At 32.9% G+C, this 17224-nt stretch carries 15 protein-coding genes; 3 read left to right on the plus strand and 12 right to left on the minus strand.

Annotated features, from left to right (window positions below; translation table 11 throughout):
• Nucleotides 1-105 precede the first annotated feature (105 nt).
• The 3 genes from lacZ to CLFE_RS19715 form a co-directional block, all read right to left on the minus strand.
• Nucleotides 106-3132: a beta-galactosidase, LacZ type gene (gene lacZ, locus CLFE_RS19705; protein ID WP_077894005.1), complete on the minus strand. Its 3027-nt coding sequence runs from the start codon at nt 3130-3132 to the stop codon at nt 106-108.
• Nucleotides 3133-3226: 94 nt separating this feature from the next.
• Complete coding sequence (locus CLFE_RS19710) at nt 3227-3418, minus strand: GNAT family N-acetyltransferase (RefSeq protein WP_077894004.1); 192 nt, start codon at nt 3416-3418, stop codon at nt 3227-3229.
• A complete protein-coding gene (locus CLFE_RS19715; RefSeq protein WP_077894003.1) occupies nt 3405-3866 on the minus strand; it encodes a hypothetical protein in 462 nt (153 codons plus the stop codon). Before CLFE_RS19715 ends, CLFE_RS19710 begins: the two co-directional genes overlap by 14 nt.
• Nucleotides 3867-4032: 166 nt before the next feature.
• Here CLFE_RS19715 and cooS point away from each other — a divergent pair, with 166 nt between their 5' ends.
• Nucleotides 4033-5952 carry an anaerobic carbon-monoxide dehydrogenase catalytic subunit gene (gene cooS / locus CLFE_RS19720; RefSeq protein WP_077853322.1) on the plus strand — a complete coding sequence of 640 codons (1920 nt, stop codon included), beginning with the start codon at nt 4033-4035 and terminating at the stop codon, nt 5950-5952.
• A 101-nt stretch (nt 5953-6053) separates the two neighbouring features.
• On the opposite strand, the gene CLFE_RS19725 is transcribed toward cooS, so the two are convergent.
• From CLFE_RS19725 to CLFE_RS19735, 3 genes are all read right to left on the minus strand, one after another.
• On the minus strand, nt 6054-6626 hold the full coding sequence (locus CLFE_RS19725; RefSeq protein WP_077894002.1) for a DapH/DapD/GlmU-related protein: 573 nt from the start codon (nt 6624-6626) through the stop codon (nt 6054-6056).
• Nucleotides 6627-6900: 274 nt separating this feature from the next.
• Nucleotides 6901-8025, minus strand: coding sequence for a radical SAM protein (locus CLFE_RS19730; protein WP_077894001.1), 1125 nt, complete (start codon nt 8023-8025; stop codon nt 6901-6903).
• 216 nt (nt 8026-8241) lie between these two features.
• Complete coding sequence (locus CLFE_RS19735) at nt 8242-8601, minus strand: SIR2 family NAD-dependent protein deacylase (RefSeq protein ID WP_250944672.1); 360 nt, start codon at nt 8599-8601, stop codon at nt 8242-8244.
• Nucleotides 8602-9057: 456 nt separating this feature from the next.
• Here CLFE_RS19735 and CLFE_RS19740 point away from each other — a divergent pair, with 456 nt between their 5' ends.
• Nucleotides 9058-9477 carry a hypothetical protein gene (locus CLFE_RS19740; RefSeq protein WP_077853147.1) on the plus strand — a complete coding sequence of 140 codons (420 nt, stop codon included), beginning with the start codon at nt 9058-9060 and terminating at the stop codon, nt 9475-9477.
• A gap of 110 nt (nt 9478-9587) precedes the next feature.
• Here CLFE_RS19740 and CLFE_RS19745 read toward each other — a convergent pair whose 3' ends face one another.
• The 6 genes from CLFE_RS19745 to CLFE_RS19770 form a co-directional block, all read right to left on the minus strand.
• Nucleotides 9588-12167 (minus strand): ABC transporter permease, encoded by a 2580-nt coding sequence (locus tag CLFE_RS19745; RefSeq protein ID WP_077894000.1) that lies wholly within the window; start codon nt 12165-12167, stop codon nt 9588-9590.
• Entirely contained in the window at nt 12164-12847 is a 684-nt protein-coding gene (locus CLFE_RS19750; protein WP_077834566.1) for an ABC transporter ATP-binding protein, read from the minus strand. The genes CLFE_RS19745 and CLFE_RS19750 overlap by 4 nt, the downstream gene beginning before the upstream one ends.
• An 81-nt stretch (nt 12848-12928) precedes the next feature.
• Entirely contained in the window at nt 12929-13918 is a 990-nt protein-coding gene (locus CLFE_RS19755) for a sensor histidine kinase (protein WP_077893999.1), read from the minus strand.
• Nucleotides 13905-14591: a response regulator transcription factor gene (locus CLFE_RS19760; protein ID WP_077893998.1), complete on the minus strand. Its 687-nt coding sequence runs from the start codon at nt 14589-14591 to the stop codon at nt 13905-13907. Before CLFE_RS19760 ends, CLFE_RS19755 begins: the two co-directional genes overlap by 14 nt.
• Nucleotides 14588-14782, minus strand: coding sequence for a helix-turn-helix domain-containing protein (locus CLFE_RS19765; protein ID WP_077893997.1), 195 nt, complete (start codon nt 14780-14782; stop codon nt 14588-14590). Before CLFE_RS19765 ends, CLFE_RS19760 begins: the two co-directional genes overlap by 4 nt.
• A 494-nt stretch (nt 14783-15276) precedes the next feature.
• Entirely contained in the window at nt 15277-15840 is a 564-nt protein-coding gene (locus CLFE_RS19770) for a TetR/AcrR family transcriptional regulator (protein WP_077893996.1), read from the minus strand.
• Nucleotides 15841-15959: 119 nt separating this feature from the next.
• On the opposite strand from CLFE_RS19770, the gene CLFE_RS19775 reads away from it, so the two are divergent.
• The gene (locus CLFE_RS19775) at nt 15960-17207 is read left to right on the plus strand and encodes a glycosyltransferase (RefSeq protein WP_077893995.1); all 1248 of its coding nucleotides are present in this window, start codon (nt 15960-15962) and stop codon (nt 17205-17207) included.
• Nucleotides 17208-17224 lie beyond the last annotated feature (17 nt).

Consider the following 17224-nt stretch of genomic DNA (forward strand, 5'->3'; position numbering starts at 1 on the left):
GGAGGAACTTAAGTTATCATTTAGGCTACCTTAATTCTAGCTTAATTTTAATAAAACAAAACTGCCAGTTTAGCATACTTTCCATGCTAAACTGGCAGCCTCAAATTATATATTCATTATTTTAAAACTATATTCCAAATCCTTTTCTGAATCAATTAAGAATTCTTCTAAAACTGGTGCTCCCCAGCTGTCGTCTCCTCCAACTCCCATTTGCTTTCCTATTATATTTACATTAGTAAAATTAACTCTCGGCAAATCTTCTCTATGAAGAGCATTTTCAAGCTCCATGTTATTATAAGGGAGTACGCTAAACTCAAAAGGCTTTTTATCATAGACAAATTTAAGTCCTTCACCCTTTTCATTTTTAATAGTTATCCACCTAGTGCCTGTTCTATTTCCACATTCTTGTGGCACTAAATATCTTGATAGATTATCCATTGGTGTACTTTCATATACTCCAAGCTTTGCACCTTCACATCTATCAATATAATTTTCTTCAGGTCCCATACCATACCAACTAAAATGATTAAATTCAGCTAACAATCTAAAATTCATACCTAGAACTGGAAGCTCTGGTAAACCCTTAACTCCATTGTATTTTACATTTACATTTATAATTCCGTCCTCCGAAACTTCATAATCTACATTAACCTTAGCCATTGGAACTGTTGGCAATTCATAAACATAATGTAATACAATTTTATTTTCACACTCTTCCATTGAAAAATCTGCACACTTTTGTCCCATGGTAGCTGCAAACCATTGACTGCATCTAAAGTCATGCTTGTTTCCTCTATCATTGTCTGTAGTTGCTCTCCAATAAAAAGTTTTTGGTGTTCTTGTTATGAATTCCTTATTGCTATATCTTAAAGAAACAATTCCACCTTCTTGTTTAGAGAATATAACTTTGAAATCTTCTCCGTGAACACCTATGTTTACATCTCCATGAACGACCTTTATATTCCTTTTGTTATTTTTTAATATTCTACTACAAGGGTTATTTAAAACAGTTTGACCAAAAGCAACTTCGTGTCCTTTATTTGCCCAAGGTGTATCCTCTGATAACAATAATGAAACCGTAACTGTAACTTCGCTTAAATCTTTAAAATCTTCAATTGGAAGTTTAATATATTTTTCTTCTTCTGGCTCTACAGCTACCTTTAACTTGCCTTCTTGTAATAACTTATTTTCATTTTTAATTACATAATATAAATCATATTTATTTATATTAACAAAAAGATTTTTATTTTTTATAGTTACTCCGCTTCTATCTGGAGTTAATTTCACGTTTTGATACAAATATTTAACTTCTTGAACCTTAGGAGATTTAGTTCTATCTGCATATAGTATTCCATTACCTGAAAAATTATAGTCTGTAGGTCTATCTGTAAAGTCTCCCCCATAAGCTAAAACCTCTTCTCCATTTGGAAGTGTTCTTGCTAAGGCTTGATCGCTATAATCCCAAATAAATCCACCTTGATACATTAAATATTTATCTTCAAGTTCTGTATATTTCATCATCCCACCAGTAGAATTTCCCATGGAATGCATATATTCACAGCTGATATATGGCTTCTTTGGATCATTATCTAAGTATTCCTCTATTTCCTTTGCCTTGGCATACATTCTACTTTCCATATCGCTGGTAGCCTCATATTCTCTGTTCCAAAATACTCCTTCATAATGAACTAAACGTGAAGAATCCCTTTTTCTAAAATACTCTGACATATTGTATATATCTTCACCTGCATAAGATTCATTACCACAGGACCATATAAGAATTGATGGATGATTTTTGTCACGTTCAAGCATTGAAGAAGCACGATCCAAAATAACCTTTTGCCACTCTTTAAGACTTCCTGGAATATTCCAAGACGGCTCACATTTCCCCATCTTTTGCCATGATCCATGACTTTCTAAATTAGTTTCATCTATTAAATAAATACCATATTCATCACAAAGTTTGTACCATAAGCTTTGATTTGGATAATGTGAAGTTCTAACAGCATTGATATTATGTTGTTTTAAAAATTTAATATCAAAGAGCATATCTGCTTTGGTAATTGAGCGACCACGTCTACAATTAAACTCATGTCTATTTACTCCTCTAAAGACAATTCTCTTTCCATTAAGCAACATTACTTTATCTTTCATTTCAAAATGTCTAAAGCCTATTTTTTGAGTTGTTACTTCAACTAAAGTTCCATCTTTTTTCTTTACCAAAATATAAAAATCATATAAATTAGGAACCTCAGCACTCCATAACTTAACATTTTGTACATCTAAAGTTAACGTTAATTCGTTTGAGCTTAATTCTTTTTTAGTAGTAGCTATTTTATTTCCCTTTTTATCTTCTAAATATGCTTCTATAACGTTTTCATTGCCTCCAAGTATTTTAATTTCTGCATTTAATTTTGCACTTCTGTAATCCTCAGATAAATCTGTCTTTACAAATATATCATTTATATGAGTTTCTGGAATTGCATATAAATACACCTCTCTAAATATACCTGAAAATCTCCAAAAATCCTGATCTTCTATCCAACTTGCGCTACTTCTTTTATAAACTTCAACTGCAAGCTTATTTTGTCCATCTTTTAAATAATCTGTAATATCAAATTCTGATGGAGTAAAGGTATCTTCACTATATCCTACAAATTCACCATTTACCCATACATAAAATGCGGTTTCAACACCTTGGAAGGAAATAAAAGTCTTTTTATTCTTTAATTCCTCTTTAACCTCAAAATATTTTACATAACTGCCTACAGGGTTATAAGTTTTTGAAATATGAGGTGGTCTTAATTCATCATGCCCCTCCCAAGGATACATTGTATTAATATATTGACGTTTATCATAACCTTGAAGTTGAATATGTCCTGGCACTTCAATATAATCAAAACCACTTATATCAAAATCGTTTTCATAAAAGTTCTCTATTCTTAAAGATGGGTTTTCACTATAGGAGAATCTCCATTTACCATTTAAACTTTGCTTAAGTGGCATATTATCTTCTAGTTTAGTTTCTTCCATACTTTCATAAAAGTAGTGATCTGAATGTGCATCTATTCTATTTACTCTAAATACTTCTGGATTTTCAAGCCAATCTAATGACGGTTTTATATTATTCATTTTGCTCCTCCATTTCATTACCAAAATTTATTAGTTAATATATCTTTAAAATTTATGAAAACTTCCTCTATTTAGCATATACATAAATATAAAATTAATCAATATCCATATATTCCATTCTTATAAATTCACCTTGTCCAAGTGGCGTATCCTTTTTATAAGTTTCCTTTAACTTAAATCCTGCTTTTTTGTAACATTTAACTGCTCTCTCATTGAAGGCTCTTACTTCCAAAACAATTAATTTATTGGGGTATACTTTTTTACACTGATTTTTAACTATTTTCATTGTTATTATATACTGTAACTCTAATCTTAATATCTGGTATATCTTCTTCTAACACTTCTATAAAGCCAATTGGTGTCTTATCAAATTTAATTAACTTTTTATTACCTTCTTCACTTTCAAGTACCATACCATATAATAAATTTTTTTCAATAACATTAAGCATTTGCTCTTTTTTACTTAATATTATATCAGACTTTATTTTTGATAATTCATTTAATATTAAATTTAAATTTTTTATTCTATCTTCCATTTCCATTTTCACAGGTCGTAATGCTTTTTCAATATCTTGCAATTTACCTTTTAAACTACTAATTTCATCAATAGTCTCTTTATTCTCTGTTCTACCTTTCTTAACCTCTTCAATCTCTATCTTTGCTTTGTTTATTAATCCTATGATGTCGCTCTGCCCAATGCTTACTAATTCTACACTTTTATTTTTATCTTTCAATAAAGCACCTCAAAATAATTGAATATATAATATCTATCTAAAAAATAGTACTATTTATAGTTAATCAACAAGCATTTATATAATTTATCGTGCATTAAATCTTTGCATAATAAAAGATTTATAAGGAAAAACTTATCATGTATAAAAACATGAGGAGTGATAAAGAATGTCTGAAAAAATACTAGAAAAGTTCAAGGGTAGAGTGAGCTATCACGATTCCGTTGAAGAAATGCTCAAAAGAATTCGTGAAGATGGCATGTCTAACGCATTTGACAGATATGTTTCTCAAGAGAAAATTCGCTGTAAATTCTGTCTGGAGGGTTTAAGCTGCCAACTTTGCTCTAACGGTCCTTGCAGAATTAGTGAAAAAACAGGTCAAGAAAAAGGAGTATGTGGAATTGGTCCTGATGCTATGGCAATGAGGAACTTTCTTCTTAAAAATATAATGGGTGCAGGTACATACAGTCATCATGCTTACGAAGCTTTTCGAACTTTAAAAGCTACTGCTGAAGGAAAAACACCATTTAAAATTACTGATGTAGATAAACTTAAATATATGTGCGAGAAGGTTAAAATAGACACAAATCAGGAAATAAATGACATGGCAATAGAGCTAGCAGTTCTACTTGAAGATCAACAGCATATTGGAAATAGCGAACAAAACCTTATGGTTGAAGCTTTTGCGCCAAAAAAGAGAAAAGAACTTTGGAAAAAGCTTGACATTTCTCCTGCTGGAACAATTCATGAGGAACAAAATTGTGTAGCTAGCTGTTTAACTAACGTAGATGGAAGTCATGTATCATTGGCTATGAAAGCTCTTAGACTAGGAATTGCTACAATATATAATACACAAATAGGTCTAGAAATGGTTCAAGATATTCTATTTGGAACACCAAAGCCTCACGAAGCAAATATGGATTTGGGAATTATGGATCCAGATTATATTAATATCGTATTTAATGGTCATCAACCTTGGCCTGGCGCTGCAACAATATTAAAGGCTAGAACAAAAGAAGTTCAAGATATGGCTAAAAAAGCTGGCGCTAAAGGACTTAGAATTGTAGGTTCAATAGAAACTGGTCAGGAATTATTACAAAGATTTGAAATGGACGATGTATTTGTAGGTCATATGGGAAATTGGCTTTCTATAGAACCACTATTAGCTACTGGTACTGTTGATGTCTTTGCCATGGAAGAAAACTGTTCTCCACCAGCTATAGATATGTACGCTGAAAAATATCAAATAACTCTAGTTGCTGTAAGCACTATTATTGATTTGCCTGGATGTAAATACAAAATCCCATATGATCCTGCTGAAGTAGATAAGATGGCAGATAAATTAATTGAACTTGGCATAGAGAACTTTAAACAAAGAAAAGCAAAAAATATAGTTGCAAAGGTTCCCGCAAAAACGCAAAAGGCTATTACAGGCTTTTCCACAGAAGCTGTATTAGGTGCACTTGGCAACAAGCTTGATCCATTAGTAGATGTACTATCAGCTGGAAAAATCAAAGGTGTTGTAGCCTTAGCCAACTGTTCAACTTTAAGAAATGGTCCACAGGATACAATGACTATAGGTCTCACTAAAGAACTAATAAAGAGAGACATTCTCGTTGTTGCTGGTGGCTGCGGAAATCATGCACTAGAAGTTGCAGGACTTTGTACACTTGAAGCCGCCAATGAAATGGCAGGTGAAGGCTTGAAGGAAGTTTGCAACCTACTAAAGATTCCACCAGTTTTAAGCTTTGGAACTTGTACCGACACCGGAAGAATATCAATGCTTGTAACTGCTCTTGCTGACCATTTAAATGTAGATGTATCAGATCTTCCAATTGCAGTAACCGCACCAGAGTGGATGGAACAAAAGGCAACAATAGACGGAATTTTTGCTTTAGCTTATGGTGCTTATACTCATTTATCACCTACACCTTTCATGACTGGTGCTCCTCAATTAGTAGAACTATTGACAAAAAAGGCAGAAGATTTAGTCGGTGGTAAGATTGCCCTTGGTGATGATCCTGAAGAAGTAGCTAAAAATATCGAAGCACATATTATTAATAAAAGAAAAGGCTTAGGCTTAAGCTAGTATTAATAACCACATTTTTCATTAAATCAAAAGCGATTGCAGAAGTGTCAATACTTACTGATACTTCTGCAATCGCTACCCTTATTTATAAGCTCTTATGATTACTTTTCCTCTATATTCTTGATTACTTTAGCCGGAACTCCTGCAACAATAACATTTTCCGGAACATCTTTTGTAACTACAGACCCAGCCGCAACAATTGATCCATTTCCAATGCAAACTCCAGGTACCACTGTGGCATTAGAGCCTATCCAAACATTTTTGCCAATCTTTATAGGCGCAGGAACCATACTTCCCCTATTATTGGGATTAAAATCATGATTCAAAGTTGCAAGCACTACATTATGCCCAACTAATACGTTATCATCTATGTAAATCCCACCTTGATCCTGAAATTTACATCCAGCATTTATAAACACATTTTTTCCAACTGTGATATTTTTTCCGCAGTCTGTATAAAAAGGCGGAAATAATCCAAAACTATTGTCTACAGGCCTACCTATAATTTTACAAAATATATTTCTTACCTCTTCTGGTGTATGGTACGTATTATTCAGTTCTACTGTTAATTTAAGCGCTTCTTGAGATAAAAAATGCATAAACCTATGAACTTCTGAATCATTCTTTATTTCTTTTCCAGTATTTAAGATTTTCAAACATTCTTTTAAATTCATTTATTCATACCTCTACTTTGATTGTATTTAATTAAACTTATATTTAAATCATACACCTTAAAGTTAACTTTAAATCAATAGTTCATAGATATAAAATCTATAGTAAATAAAATTTTTAAAATCAAAGTTATACCTTATAAATAGTAATAAAAATTCCCTCAAAACATAGTCTGAGGGAAAATACAAACATACTATATAGTTTTATAAAAACAAAAATCCTTCATGATACTCAACTTCCGTAACACCTTAACAAATCAAAAACTATAATAATTCCTTAAAAAAGCATCTTACCTGGTTTATATCCATCAGGTAATTCTTCTTCAGTCAAAAATTCAAAATTATCATCACGTAGTATTGGTAAAAATGCTTCATATGGAATTCTAGAAAACTCACAGCCATAATCACTAGCACCAAACCATTTTCCCTCTTTGTCACTTAAATTTAAGTTTCTCGCAAATTTTGTATGATTTGAACAATCATGAACTGCTAAATCCCAATTCTCTTCATCTGCTATTTTCATAAATTTCAAAGTTAATTCTCTGCTCCAAATAGGAGATATATAACCTTGTCTAGCAATATACATATTTTCTCCAGCATAATTACCTATGTTGTTCTCGTTTAAATGTAATTCTGCACAATTGATAAAATCAAGATTTGTAGCTAATATTGCTTTCTTTTTTTCGAAAAATCCTTTAAAAAGCTCTGGAGTCATTGGAGTTTCAATACCTACATTTTTAATATATTTTTTTGCTATTTTAATATTTTCAATAACTCTATCTGAACAATTAGAAGCACCTAAGTTGAAACGTATTTCATCAAGACCAGCTTCACCTAATGCTTTTAAAGTTTCTTCCGTAGCTAAAGTTCCATTAGTATATAGATGTTGATGAATACCTGCTTCACTGAATTTTTTCATAACAGAATAATATTTTTCTATCTCCATAAATGGCTCTAAATAAACGTAGGAAATACCTGTAGGCTTGTTATGTATAGAAAGAAGTAAATCTATATCCTTCTCGTAGAATTTTGTACCTCCAATTTCCCACATACCTTCACCAATTGGTGCAATATCATCTAGTTCTCCATAATTATAACAGAACTTACAGTTAAGATTACATTTATTTGTTTTTCTAATTGCACTCAGCCCAGTTCCTAAAAGGCATGAACGACATCCTTTTGCAAATTTTTCTTCGTTTCCCACAAAAAATGTTCTATTCTCTACAGTCTTTAATCCCTTAATTTCTGACATTAGCTTTTCATTTCTATGATCAATTGCTGCCTCAATTTGAGCAAAGGTAGCGTAGATGATTTCTTGTTGTTTTATCATAACTTGTTCATCTTCTGGTAGTATTGCAAAAAATTCAAACCATTTTAATGCATCTTTCTTTGAAATTTTCATTATTTATTATCCTCCACCTAATTAAGCTTCTTTAAATAATACTTTTTTTAAGCTTATATTGTTTTGAGCTACTTATGGCTAACTATTAGCTCACTAGAGAACAGTATATCACATATAACCAAAATTTTTAAATATTCTTTTGTTCCCATAACTATCCTCCAATTTAACATTCTATTTTTCCACATGAGTAATTTAAAATATCACCCAGTGCTTTTCCTATATCCTCTGATATACTGACTGATTTTTTTCAATTTCTGTAGGCACTTCTGAATCATTCATATTAATTCTTATTAAATTAGTAAAAGGATAATTATAAGTTATATTTTCAAATAGATATCTTATAATTCCAGGTGTATTATGTCCTATTCCTAGCTCTAACAGTACAAGCTTTTTATCTTTTGCTTTTCTAACAAATTCTTCATACTTAGCTACATTAAAAAAATGTGATTTTTGTACAAAAGTATCATCTACACGAAGGTTAGCAACTAAAAACTCACCACATTTAGGGCATCTTGGGATGTCTTCTTCCTTAATTTTCAAAGAGTTTCCCATATTATTAATCATTCTATCTATCATTGCTTTATTATTATAAACATCTTCAGTACAAGGTTTTGAACATGGAATATATACTTTATCAAACTAACTTCATCTAGTTATTTCTTTTTTGGCTGAACTTCCTTAACTTCATATCCAAGTTCATTTAATATTCCTAAATTCCTAGCCAAACCCTGCAAATAGATCTAATATGTTAAGTCTATATTAAAAGCCCGTATATTTTTCTTCATAGTTTTTCATTTTTAGTCTACATTTAAATTTTGTATGATCCCTAGTTTAGTGATATAATTACATATTGTCATTATATTAACCATTAGTATTTACAAATAGAAAAACTCCAGCATTAACCTATCATTAAAAGATCAACCAATCAACGATAGGAATACAGCAGTATGCTAGAGCTTAATAAAAATTTATCTTTTAGTATACCGTGTTAATTTAATGACCAAATAAAAAATGTAAAGTGAGAATCATAAAATGAGAAATGAAAATTTAGAAAGATCTATAATTAAACTTTCTAACGATATTGCTGCTATTAATATCGCTAAAAAATACTTATCCAATGTAGATGAAATAAATCAAGTAAGAGACAGCCTAAATAACAAAAAACAATTATTATCCAACAAATTGTATGCTGAAGATCATAAATGTTACGCACAATGTTGTGAAGTTATAAATGACAAATTATCTATAGAACTTGGGAAAGAAGAACAAGCGGTCCTGCTTGAAACAATAAGGGACATATTCGGAAGACAATATTCAAATGTAAATAAAAAAAGTGGCGGTCTTAATGCTTGGTTAAAAGAACTTAACCTCGAATATAATTGGATTGCTGATGAAGAAACTGGGTGGGACAAATTAATTATAACTGGATTCGGATTATACAAACAAAACTAGATTTAATTTTAATTAAGTAGACTGTTTAAAAACTCAAACAGTCTACTTAATTGTAAATATATAAAGTATAAATCCAAATCACACAAATATTTTTTTGATATGACTTTGAATCAAGTCATATCATCACGAAGTCCGTCAATAATATTTTCTTTTTTTATTTTGCTAATAGCATACAGCATTGTAATGAATACTATAAGGAACACGCTGAACACACTAATTGCCATACTTTGCCACGGAAACATAAAACTTATATCCGCTCCACCCTTAGTCATACCTTTATGAATTAACCAAGAAAGGATTCCTGCTATTGGAAGCCCAAAGATTAGTGCCTTCATGCCATAAAAAGCACACTCGAAATTCATCATCCTTTTGAAGTCACGATCAGACATTCCCACAGAACGCAGCATAGCAAGCTCACGTTTGCGCAACTTGATATTGGTAGAAATTGTGTTAAACACATTTGCAGTGGCAATCAGTGAAATCATAATAATAAAAACATATGTGAACACATCAACAACAAATACAGTATTACGATTTTGTTCAAGTATTTTACCCAAATTATAAATGGTATAGGCAGATGTAATTCTTTCACCCTTAATCATCCCTTCCATTTCAGCCACCGATTTTGATGGTGTCTTTGACTTAAAGGTCAATCCCATATTGGCATGGACACCAGGAGCTTCAAACTTTTCTTTTAGGCTATAAGGGGCAACCACCACAAAAACGTATGGCCTCACATCATAAGGGTTCTTTGGCAGCTGATCAATAGGATATGAATCCACAAACGTAATATTTACATTTTGGCTCTGTTCCATCTTAGGCCTATCATTTATTTGAGGAGCAATTGTAAAATTCATAGAGCGACTTGAAAATATATCCATCAATTTGATATTCTTGTCTTTAGTTTTATTTGCCTTTTTTGCTTTAGCAACAGCAATCATTTTTGCGTTGTTCCCTGTATATTCCTTTACAGGTAAGCCCAAGCTTTTAATAAAATTCAGATATTCGTTATCTTTAATAAATTGGATGTCCATTGGCATATTAACTGTTTGGTTAGGCAAATTGTAACTTGAGTATTTTCGATAGTTATCTGAAAAATTGTTTGAATTAAATACACATGAATAAGTCATAATGGCTTGGTATGAACTTCCATAAACTCCATTTGCAGTTTTCAGTTTGTCGTAAAGCCTAAACATTTTGGTTTTATCCATATCCTGTGTGAAAAAACAGATATCATAGTCACTATTCACTACTGACTGTTCTGTAAATCTTTTCAAATCATTTCCAAAAGCACTTGCAGATACAAATAGCACTACGCTTAAAGAAAGAGATAACACAATGCTGCGATAACGTCTCTTGTTTCTTTTAAAATTCTTTAACGCAAGAGTTCCCTCCAGGCCATAAATACGCTGTGAGAGTTTTGACGTTTTCACAACTTTAGATTCAATTTTAACCTCATTAGTCTGGCGGATACTCTCCATAACAGGAGTACTTGCAGCCTTTCGAGCCGGTATATATGCAGAAATAAGAATTGTAACTATACTAACTACCGCCGCAACGACAATAGCTGGGAAAGATACTGTCAAGGTTAAAGGTACGCCGCTGTACATAATGTTTCCAAATTTCTCGGCTACAACAGAAATAACAAGCCTTATACTGCCTATACCAACAATAACACCAATAGGTATACCTACTGCACCAATGCAAAGTCCTTCAAATAACACCGAATTTCGCAGTTGCTTTGCTGTGGCTCCTACGGACGAAAGAATGCCGAACTGTCTTGTTCGTTCGTTTAAGGATATATTGAAAGAATTATAAATGAGAAAAACCGAACTTATCATTATTAATACAACTAAAATTCCACCAACAGAATACAAAAATGCATTGAACTGATTATCACTGGAAATACCCATAAAACGTAATACATTATCGTTAAACTCATAGCTATGAGTTCCTGCTACGCTTCTTGCATAAGTATAAACTGAGTACGGCTTTTTAAGCGTAACAAATGTGCTAAAACTATCTACTTTGTCCGCTGAATCTGCTTTTGTTATCAACGTATATCCCGGTGCAGAAACTTCCTCAAAACTTGGTCTTTCACAGATACCAACAACTCTGTAGGTTTTCTGTACTTTAGGTGCAAGAGTTTCTTTTTCCTTGCCACCAGAAATATAGGCATCATGTTGATTAAGATTTTTATTTGCCTCCATGCGGTTTCCCACAGCAAGTGAAAGCGTATCACCCACTGCTAATTTAACGCCACCGTTTGAATCCACATGTGCTGGTACAAGAATCTCACTATTATTTTGTGGTAATCTGCCTGAAACCAAATTTATAGACAAGTTATCAAAGGCTTTCTTATTAAACCCTGTTATAAAAAGATATGGCTTATTAGGATTTTTTCCACCCTTAAGTTTTGCATAACCGATATTTTCAAATGTTACGGTGTTTTTAGCTTCTTTGTCAAGAGCTCGTTCCTTTACGAAGGAAGAATCAACATTCAAAAATCCAACGTGCCAACCTCCATATTTCTGTATTGAACCTTTTATCATGTAGTTTTGCAAAGAAACGGCAAAGGTAGCCACTGCCGTGATCATAGCGGCAGATAATACAACTCCTATAATAGTTACAATGGTTCGCGTACGGCTTTTTTTCATACTTTGCAGGGTGACTTTGTTAAAAATATTCATGGTCTCACCCTCTCGTCTCTCACTACTTTGCCGTCGGATATGCCTATAATACGGTCTGCTTGCAATGCAATATTTTCATCATGAGTGACCACAATAAGGGTCTGCTGATATTTTTTATGACTTAATTTCAGTAGTTTTATAATTTCATGTCCATTTCGACTGTCCAAGCTACCTGTTGGTTCGTCGGCAAGCATTACTGCTGGTGCATTCATCAAAGCACGTCCTATGGAAACACGCTGTTGCTGACCTCCCGAAAGCTGATTGGGTAAATGGTTTTTTCGATCTTTTAACCCAAGCAAATCCAACAAGTCATTTAGCCTCTCTTCATTAACCTTACGTTTATCCATAAGTATAGGCAAGGTGATGTTTTCCACCACATTCAAAGTGGGAATAAGGTTGTGAAACTGGTAAATTAGTCCAACCTGTCGTCTGCGAAAAATAGCGAGTTTCTCATTACTTTGACCATATACATCCTGCCCTTCCAAATACACCTTACCACTCGTTGGCACGTCCACACCGGCCATTATGTGAAGTAATGTGGATTTACCTGAGCCAGAGGAACCGATAATTGCAGTAAATTCTCCTTTTTCTATTGTAAGAGAAACATGGTCAAGAGCAGTAACCTTATTTTCACCTCTACCGTAAACCTTGCATAAATCTTCTATTTTTAAAAACTCCATTATGTGAGCCTCCTTTTCATGTTTTACCCATATAATAGAACATTGAACTTACATCCCTGTGACTTTCAGGTGAGAGATTCGTCACTTTGGAAAACTAATAGAAAACATAGCGCCACCCTGCGGATGATTTTTTGCAATAACTGTTCCTCCCTGGCGTGTTATAATCATTTTGCAAAGCGCCAATCCAATACCGTATCCCGAAGCGTTTGAGTTCTTCCCACGATAAAACCTATCGAACAGGAAGGGCAACTCTTCTTTTTTGAATCCTGTTCCGCTATCGTGAATGTGAATTTTGGTAAACAACGGGTTATCCCTACAGACAATCTCAATCTTACCCTTCTCACCTACACTTTCTATACAATTTTTCAGGATATTTTGAATTGCTTCTGAAAGCCAACCAGAATCTCCTTTAATAATCATCCCTTTTGGTGCCTCTATTTTAAGATCAATATTGTGTAGTTCCATTTGGATTAGTAATGAACGAGATGCGGTGCATATCAAGTTGTTTACATCTATCTGCTCGCTTTTGAACACCACAATACCTGCGTCTAAGCGAGATAACTTCAACAAAGAGGTAAGAAGCCAATCCATCTTTATAAATAATTCCTCCGTTTCACGCATCAATGCTTTCCTGTCATTTTCATCAGGGTTATTCTCTAACAATGACAGAATAAGATTAGCCGATGTTAGCGGAGTTCGCAGTTGGTGGGCTATGTCTGCTAAGGAATCAGCAAGATGTTCTTTTTCTTTTTTAAGTGCATCGTTTTGCTCTCGAATACGCAGCGTCATTTTTGTTATCTCACTTTGCAGAATTGAAAGTTCACCTTCATCCAATTCTGCAATATATAAATGGTCAGCGTTATGAAGCACAAGATCGATTTGATCTGAAATCTGTGCAATACTTTTATATCTAGCTTTTGTAAACACAAAAAACACTGTTCCAAAGGCAGTGGCAGAAGCAATGGCAAGTATTCCAGCTAATATACTGATTACAAATCCAAGTGTAATAGTCACCAGCGCTATTAACGAAAATAAAATAGCAAACTTCCGAATTTCTCTATTCCGAAACATATCCATCCCCCAGCCTATATCCTGTTCCACGAACGGTTAGAATTATTTCTGGATTTGCAGGTTCTTTTTCTATCTTCTCTCTCAAGCGTTTAATATAAACGGTTAATGTATTGTCATTAACAAATTCGCCCGCAGCATCCCACAATTCATCAAGCAGTCTGCCCCTTGTAATAATAGTTTTGGGGTTATTAATAAACAACAGCAACAATCGATATTCTAGTGCTGAAAGAAAAACCTCAATGCCGTTTTTTTTCACTATACCGCTTGTTATATCTACATGAAGCCCGCATATTTCAAAAGTGGATGAGGAATTTCCTCTTTTTCGCAGTGCTGTTCTGATTCTTGCGATTAGTTCACGAGGACGGAAAGGCTTTGTGATATAGTCATCTGCACCTATGTTCAGCCCAGTAACAACACTAGACTCATCACCAGAAGCCGTCAGAAAGATAACAGGAACCTCTTGCTTTTGTTTAATTTCTGTGCAAACTGTAAATCCATTTCCATCAGGCAAAGAAATATCTACAAGTGATAAGTCAAATTTATTTTCCTCAATACCTGCAAGAGCATCTTCCCTCGTAGACGCATGAATGACTATAAAGCCCTCCGAACGCAACAAAAGTGTAAGGTTCTTAGCAATTGTTTTATCATCCTCAACCAAAAATATCCGTTTCATTCCCTTTCACCATCCCTTACCTTACTACTCTTATATCGTCCATCAGCCGGTTTTTTAGCATTATTAGGAACAAGCCATGTATTTCCCATTTTTTTAGCTCCATTAATTCGACCAGCAGAGCAATAATAAACAACCATTCTGTCTGTGATTGCCCAATTTTTCGCTGCTTCTTTCGTAGTTATGTAATCCACACAAAACACCTCCATAATTTCATTATATTTCTTATTACGGAAATATACAAACTGCGGTATGAAAATATAGAATATAGCTTTAATTTATATGCAAGTACTTACATATAATTAATTAAATAGCTTGTACGTAACTAAAAAATAAAAATTATAAATAATATTATAGGAGAGGTAATCTAATATGAAAAAGAAGAAAAAAACTCTATTAGATATTATTGAATTTTTATCGAATATAATTTCAATAATAGTTACCTTAGCATTAATTATCTTAATATTAATCATTTTAATATTAATTTATATTAATTTTCATAAATAGTTTTTTAGGGGCAGACTTATCTGCTCTTTTTATTTCTTTACTTAATTAATATAGTCAATTCCATTTATTATTTAAAAATTAAGCCACATATGAATATCAGCCTTTACCCATATTTTCACCTTATATTCAATTTTGAATCTTTATAAAACTATTATTTTTAACACTAGAAGAACCATATAAATTATTTTGATAACTTTGACATAACACCATTTTCCATAAGTTCATGAATCAAAGTAATCAAATCCTCTGCTGGCAATACTTTATCCTGTCTAAACCAATAACTCATAATACCAATCATTGCTGAAAGCACATACTCCAAAATAAAATCAAATTCAATGGGATTTAAATCATGTTTTTCAGAGAACGCTTTTTTTAGTATAGGTTTTGTTGAATTTTTAAGTTTACTTACAAAGGCTGGATCACCATTATCACCAAGCAAAACAGAATAATATTTACTATTCTTTTCATATAACTTCATAAACATATCTATTGGCATACCAATATCATCTTCAGCTATAGTAATTGGAGGTAATTCATCCAATGAAGGTATTAAGGATTTTTCTATTTTATCAATGACATCATAGACATCTGTAAAATATTCATAAAAAGTTCCCCTGTTATAACCTGCTTTTTGAGTAATTTCCCTTATAGTTATTTTCTCTATTCTTTTTTCACAGTACAGATCCCAAAAGGCATCAATTAGGTTTTGCTTAGTCTGTGCAGTTACCTTTGGCTTTTTATTCATTTTTTCATCTCCTAAAATCCGACACATACTATTATATTGTCGGTTGATGATTAGTATTAACATGCGTATACTGTAATCATACAACAAGTTGTCGGAGTTAACAAGAGGAGGGTTTAAATATGATTACAATTCTTTGTTCTGGTTCACGTGGTGATTTTCAACCATATATTGCACTTGCACAGCAGCTTAAAAAACTAGGGAAGAATGTTCGTATAACAGCAAGTAAAAGCTTCGAAAAATTTATTAAAAGCTATGGAATTGATGTTTACCCTATATCTGCAGATATTGAAACTCTAAAGGTTGACCCTAAGCTATTAACGGATGCTGGCTCATCTGATAATCCTTTAAAGATGCTTTTAACCTTTAATAAAATGAAAGAATACGGAATTTATATGGTGAATGACTTCTACTCTGCCTGTGAGGGAAGCGAACTAATTATATATCATCCTGGCTGTACCATTGGATATTTTGCAACACAAAAATTTGGTATTCCTTCTGTTTTAGCTTCTCCTTTCCCAATGCACAAAACAAAAGAATATTTATCTATGGTAATGTACGGAAAATCCCCTTCCAATGCACTGACGAAAAAATTAAGTTATACTATGATTCAAGGTATGCTTTGGATGGCTTCTAAAAGTTCTGTTAAAGGTTATTGGAAAAAGAATTTTGGTGACAAACCTAACAATTTTTGCTCTCCCTTTGAAAGACATACAGATAAAAAACACCCTGCCATTGTATCTTGCAGCAACTTTGTTTTTAAAAGACCAGAGGATTGGAACGAAAACATTCATCAATATGGTTATTGGTTTGTTGAAGAACCTTACGAGTATACTCCGGATGATGAGCTTGAAGCTTTCTTAAATGCAGGTGATAAACCCATTTATATAGGCTTTGGAAGTATGACTTCTATAGGAAAACATGAGGGACTGGCAGAAATAGCTGTTGAAGCTATAGTCAAAAGTGGTAAACGAGGTATTATTTGCGGCATGGGAAAACCAAAAAATCTGCCTAAAAACATCATAGCAATTAATAATATTCCTCATTCATGGTTATTCGAAAGGGTTTCTGCTGTATGCCATCATGGAGGGGCTGGCACAACAGCGGCTGGCTTTAAAGCAGGAATTCCAAGTATAATTGTACCTTTTTCTAATGATCAATTCGCATGGGCACACAGAAGTTATGATTTAGGTGTAGGTTCAAAGCCTATATATAAAAAAGATTTATCTTCTGATAAACTTGCTGATGCAATGAAATTTGCTTTAACTAATGAAATCGCAGCTAACGCTAAAAAATTAGGCGAAAAAATAAAAACTGAAAATGGAGCTACAAAATGTGCAAAAATCATTGTAAGTTGCCTTGAGAAGTAATAATATCAAGTGTTGAG

This window comes from Clostridium felsineum DSM 794 (assembly GCF_002006355.2).
Taxonomy (GTDB): domain Bacteria; phylum Bacillota; class Clostridia; order Clostridiales; family Clostridiaceae; genus Clostridium_S; species Clostridium_S felsineum.

Excerpts from the sequence above, each read along its gene's own strand:
- CLFE_RS19740 (WP_077853147.1), top strand. The coding sequence starts at position 9,058 with ATGAGAAATGAAAATTTAGAAAGATCTATAATTAAACTTTCTAACGAT.
- CLFE_RS19775 (WP_077893995.1), top strand. The coding sequence starts at position 15,960 with ATGATTACAATTCTTTGTTCTGGTTCACGTGGTGATTTTCAACCATAT.
- CLFE_RS19760 (WP_077893998.1), bottom strand. The coding sequence starts at position 14,591 with ATGAAACGGATATTTTTGGTTGAGGATGATAAAACAATTGCTAAGAAC.
- CLFE_RS19710 (WP_077894004.1), bottom strand. The coding sequence starts at position 3,418 with ATGAAAATAGTTAAAAATCAGTGTAAAAAAGTATACCCCAATAAATTA.
- CLFE_RS19730 (WP_077894001.1), bottom strand. The coding sequence starts at position 8,025 with ATGAAAATTTCAAAGAAAGATGCATTAAAATGGTTTGAATTTTTTGCA.
- CLFE_RS19750 (WP_077834566.1), bottom strand. The coding sequence starts at position 12,847 with ATGGAGTTTTTAAAAATAGAAGATTTATGCAAGGTTTACGGTAGAGGT.
- lacZ (WP_077894005.1), bottom strand. The coding sequence starts at position 3,132 with ATGAATAATATAAAACCGTCATTAGATTGGCTTGAAAATCCAGAAGTA.
- CLFE_RS19735 (WP_250944672.1), bottom strand. The coding sequence starts at position 8,601 with ATGATAGATAGAATGATTAATAATATGGGAAACTCTTTGAAAATTAAG.
- CLFE_RS19770 (WP_077893996.1), bottom strand. The coding sequence starts at position 15,840 with ATGAATAAAAAGCCAAAGGTAACTGCACAGACTAAGCAAAACCTAATT.
- CLFE_RS19745 (WP_077894000.1), bottom strand. The coding sequence starts at position 12,167 with ATGAATATTTTTAACAAAGTCACCCTGCAAAGTATGAAAAAAAGCCGT.
- cooS (WP_077853322.1), top strand. The coding sequence starts at position 4,033 with ATGTCTGAAAAAATACTAGAAAAGTTCAAGGGTAGAGTGAGCTATCAC.
- CLFE_RS19755 (WP_077893999.1), bottom strand. The coding sequence starts at position 13,918 with ATGTTTCGGAATAGAGAAATTCGGAAGTTTGCTATTTTATTTTCGTTA.
- CLFE_RS19725 (WP_077894002.1), bottom strand. The coding sequence starts at position 6,626 with ATGAATTTAAAAGAATGTTTGAAAATCTTAAATACTGGAAAAGAAATA.